Raw genomic sequence first — 4328 nt, 5'->3', positions numbered from 1 at the left:
AGCCAGCGCCGCGGGCGCCGCCGGCATTGCCGGCATGGCGCCGTAGGCGACGCTCACGGCTGCCGCCGGCGCGCCGCGCTGGGCGTAGGAAGGAGAACTGGCCATGCGCCCGCGACGGTTTAGGGCTGCAGCACTTCGACGGTGCCGGCGTAGGACAGGCGGCGCTTCTTGGCTTGCGGCACGCTGACCTTGGCGTCTTCCATGCCGGCCTCGATCCAGTACAGGCCGGGCTGCGGCCACTTCACCGAGAACTTGCCGTCCTTGTCCGTTTTCAGCTGGATCTCGCCGACCTTGTCGCGATAGCGGCTGCCGCCGGGCACCACGTTGACTTCCAGGTCCGCGGCAGGCTTGCCGTCCAGCAGCATCTGGAAGGTGGCGGGCTCGTCGGTGAACAGGTCGTTCGGGTGGGTCACGGGCGCCAGTTCCAGGCCGCGGCCCACCGGCTTGACGGCCGAGGGCTTGCCGGCGGTCACGAAGGTTTCGACGCGGCCCAGGCTTTGCGAGACTTCCAGCTCGTCGGCCTTGGCCGGCACGGCTTGCGTCAGGCCTTCGGGCTTGCCGAAGTAGCGCTTGTTCTTGCCGTCTTCCTTCCAGCGCGCGAACACGCCGTCGTTGACGACGGCCACGCGATAGGTGCCGGCCTGCTTGAGCTGCAGGTCGAAGGTGCTGCGCAGCTTGCCCTTGTTGACGTTCTCGGCTTCGGCCGCGCTGCCGTCCGGCGCCGTCACGGCCAGGCCGTCCAGGCGCAGCGGCGCGTGGTTGAAGTAGAACTTGTCGTTGCCGACGGCGGCGTCGACGGTGACCCAGCTGTCGACGCCGGACAGCACGGTCGAGGACGGCACCATCCAGACGTCATGCGCCTGGGAAGCGAAGGGCAGGCACAGCGCCAGGGCGGCGGCCAGTTTGGCGGCGGATTTCATCGTTGCGCTCCTAGGAGATCTCAGGGTTTCAGGTCGAGCGCGATGGCGCCCAGTTCGTGTTCGCCGCGCGCCGTCAACTGCTCGGCCTTTTGCGGCGGCCATTGGAAGGGGATGCGCAGCAGCTCGCGGCCGCCGACTTCACGCGCGGCTTCGACCACCACGGCGTATTGGCCGGGCTTCAGGCCGGACAGGGGCTTGCTGGCGGCGTCAAAGCTCAACGCGTGCTTGCCCACGGGTTTGGTGGCGCCGCTGACGCCGTCCACCGGGAATTTCTGGTTGCGGCCGCTGCGGCGCCACCATTGGCGCATGTCCTTGAGCCATTCCGTGCCCTCGTCGTTCTTCTTGGCCACGTCGTACCAGACGGCCAGGTCGGTGGCCACGCTCTGGTCGGGGTTCTCGATCCAGATCGCCACGTAGGGACGGTGGTACTCGGCCACGTCCAGGCGCGGGATCTCGATGGACAGGCCGATGTCGGCCGCTTGGGCCGTTCGGGCGATCAGGCCGGCCAGCAGGGCCGACAACAACAGCTTGCGCATGGAAATCTCCAGGGCGGATCGTTGGAATCAATGTATGAAAAGCAGGGCCAGCACCACCGGGATCACGACGCCCAGGCCGACCATGGGCCAGGTCGCGCTGCGGTTGCCGGCATGCATCTTGAGCAGCACCAGGCCGGTCAGCGAGAAGACCAGACAGGCAACGGCGAAGATGTCCAGGAACCAGCTCCACGCCAGGCCGGTGTTGCGGCCTTTGTGCAGGTCGTTCAGGTACGAGATCCAGCCGCGGTCGGTGCGTTCGTATTCCACGTCGCCGCTGGCCAGGTCGATGGACAGCCAGGCATCGCCGCCGGCGCGCGGCAGCGACAGGTAGACCTCATCGGCGGACCATTCGGCCGGTTTGCCGGCTGCGGACGTGTCCAGCGTTTGGTCCAGCCACTGCGCCACGGGCGCGGGCAATGGCGCTTTTTTCTGCTTGGGCGCGGGGGTCAACTGCTGCAGGACGGCGGCGGGCATGTGCGCTTCGCGGCTGGTCACCTGCGCCTTGGACTCGATATGCGAGGCGTTATTCAGGGTCAGGCCCGTCACCGCGAACAACAGCATGCCCAGCAGGCACAGCGCCGAGCTGATCCAATGCCATTGGTGCAGCGTCTTGAGCCAATAGGCCCGGCGGCGGGGAATGGGTTGACTGTCCATGGGGTATAGGGTGAAAGCCGGCGGATTCTAACATTTAATGAGAATGACTCTTATAAATGCCGCCGTTTTTCCCGCAAGGAAATTTCAATCGATTTCGGGGAAGCACGGCGGCGGGGCGGGGTGCGCCGTGGCGCCTGCCCGCCAGCGGCGATAAGATAGGCCACCCGTTACAAACACCGGAGGTCGTCATGCTTGAACAGCAAGTCGTGGATCAGATCGGTCGTCATTGGGGTTGGGTGGCGTTGCGCGGCGTCGTCGCCATCCTGTTCGGGCTCATGGCCCTGCTCATGCCCGCCATCACCTTGTCCGCCCTGGTGCTGGTGTGGGGCGCTTTCGCGCTGGTGGACGGCGTGCTGGCGCTGGTGGCTGGGGTGCGCATCCGCGACAACGGCAAGCCGTTGTGGGCGCTCATCATCGTGGGCCTGCTGGGCATCGCGGCCGGCATCGTCACCTTCGTCTATCCGGGCCTGACCGCGCTGGTCCTGCTCTACATCATCGCGATCTGGGCGCTGGTGTCCGGGGTGTTCCAGGTTGCGGCCGCCATCCGTTTCCGCAAGGACATCCGCAACGAATGGCTGCTGGGCCTGTCGGGCCTGGTGTCCATCCTGTTCGGCGGCATGCTGATCATGCAGCCCGGGGCGGGCGCGCTGGCGCTGGTCTGGGTCATTGGCGCCTACGCCGTGTTTTTCGGCATACTCCTGCTGGTCTTTTCCTTCCGCCTCAAACAGCACAAGGCGTCCTGAAGTCCGATGTCCGTTTATCAAACCCTGATTCCCCTGAATTTCCTGGCCGTGGGCGTGGGCGCCATGTTCGGCGCCTGGGTCCGCTGGCTGGTCAGCCTGTGGCTGAACGTGGAGTCCTGGCCCTGGGGAACCTTCGCGGTGAACCTGGCCGGGGGCTACCTGGTGGGCCTGGCGTTGGCGCTGGTGGCCGGGCATCCGGAATGGCCGGCCTGGGTGCGCCTGGGCGCGATCACGGGTTTCATGGGGGGGCTGACCACGTTCTCGACCTTTTCGGCCGAGACGGTGGCCATGTTGGAACGCGGCGCCTACGCCAGCGCGCTGGGCTATGCCGGCTTCAGCCTGGCAGGCTCGCTGTTGCTGACGGTGGCCGGCCTGGCCACCGCCAACCTGTTGCGCTAGCGCGGGTAGCGGCAATCTGCCGTACGGTGCGCTGCCGGGGCGCGCTCAGGCGGCTGCGGGATTCAGCACGCGGGCGGCCTGCAGGCCGCTGCGCACCGCGCCTTCCAGCACGCCCGGATAGCCGGTGTCGGTCCAGTCGCCGGCCAGGGCCAGCGTGGGCCAGGGCGTGGAATTCAGCGGGCGGGTCAGTCCCGGCACCGCCGCGAAGGTGGCGCGCTTTTCGATGAACAGTTCCGCGGCCGCCACTTCCGGCATGGCCGGCAGGCGCGCGGGATGCCGCGCCGCCTGTTCGGCCACCTGGTCGATCAGCGCTTCGGTGATTTGCTGGCGGTTGCGTTCCGCGATGCCGGTCGCCGCGCTGGTCACCACGGCCAGTTCGCCCGCCTTGGTGTCGCCAGCCAGCTGCGCGCGGTCGAACAGCCATTGGCCGTAGTGGTCGCGGGCGGATTCCTCGCGCAGCATCATCATGGGTTCGGGCAGGCGCCAGGGATCCTGCAGCCGCAGGTTCAATGTGGCGATGGGCATGTATTCGAATGCCTTGAGCGCGTCCAGCAGGCCGGTGGCGCCGGCCTCGCGCAGCGGGGCGTCGAGCAGCCGGGCGGCGAAGGCGGGCGGCACCGCCAGCACGGCCGCATCGAACCGTTCCTGGTTGATGTCGACGCCCTCGCTGGAGGGGCGGAGCTGGCGCACGGTGTTGCCGTAGCGCATGGTCACCTGGCGCGCGGCGGCGTCGGGCCAGAGCGCGGACAGGTCGGTGCAGGGCAGCAGCATGTCGCTGTTTTCGCGGCTGCCGGTCAGGCTGTCGCGCAACACGCGCGCGAACAGCGCCGCGCTGGCCGTGGCGGCGGGCGTATTCAGCGCGGCCAGGCACAGCGGCTCCCAGATCTGGCGGATCAGGGTGTCCGATTGCGCGTGGTAATGCAGCAGGTGCAGCACGGTCCATTCACGCGGCGGCGTCCACGACATCGCCTTCAGGCCGCGCATCAGGCGCAGGGTGGCGAGGCGGTCCTTCCAGGTCAGGCCGCGCGCGCGCAGGATGGCCGCCGCCATGTGCAGCGGCGCGGGCAGGCGCGGCG

General features: G+C 68.0%; 6 protein-coding genes. 2 read left to right on the top strand and 4 right to left on the bottom strand.

Annotation, left to right across the window (positions count from 1 at the left end; translation table 11 throughout):
• Positions 1–119: 119 nt before the first annotated feature.
• The 3 genes from WBB14_RS19895 to WBB14_RS19885 are packed head-to-tail and all read right to left on the bottom strand — an operon-like array spanning position 120 to position 2110.
• Entirely contained in the window at positions 120–920 is an 801-nt protein-coding gene (locus WBB14_RS19895) for a DUF4198 domain-containing protein (RefSeq protein ID WP_424241358.1), read from the bottom strand.
• Positions 921–940: 20 nt separating this feature from the next.
• Entirely contained in the window at positions 941–1456 is a 516-nt protein-coding gene (locus tag WBB14_RS19890; protein ID WP_013394820.1) for a DUF2271 domain-containing protein, read from the bottom strand.
• A gap of 27 nt (positions 1457–1483) precedes the next feature.
• Positions 1484–2110 carry a PepSY-associated TM helix domain-containing protein gene (locus tag WBB14_RS19885; RefSeq protein ID WP_424241357.1) on the bottom strand — a complete coding sequence of 209 codons (627 nt, stop codon included), beginning with the start codon at positions 2108–2110 and terminating at the stop codon, positions 1484–1486.
• A 188-nt stretch (positions 2111–2298) separates the two neighbouring features.
• Between WBB14_RS19885 and WBB14_RS19880 the strand changes: the two genes are divergently transcribed.
• Positions 2299–2853 (top strand): HdeD family acid-resistance protein, encoded by a 555-nt coding sequence (locus WBB14_RS19880; RefSeq protein ID WP_424241356.1) that lies wholly within the window; start codon positions 2299–2301, stop codon positions 2851–2853.
• 6 nt (positions 2854–2859) lie between these two features.
• Positions 2860–3252 (top strand): fluoride efflux transporter CrcB, encoded by a 393-nt coding sequence (locus WBB14_RS19875; RefSeq protein WP_424241355.1) that lies wholly within the window; start codon positions 2860–2862, stop codon positions 3250–3252.
• Between the two features lie 45 nt (positions 3253–3297).
• Here the strand turns inward: WBB14_RS19875 and WBB14_RS19870 are convergent.
• The coding region (locus WBB14_RS19870; protein ID WP_424241354.1) for a hydroxysqualene dehydroxylase at positions 3298–4328 on the bottom strand (1031 nt) is incomplete at its 5' end.

This window comes from Achromobacter sp., from assembly GCF_049647645.1.
Lineage (GTDB): Bacteria > Pseudomonadota > Gammaproteobacteria > Burkholderiales > Burkholderiaceae_B > Achromobacter.
Note: the sequence above shows the minus strand (reverse complement) of the source record. Positions and strands in the feature narration are given on the sequence as shown.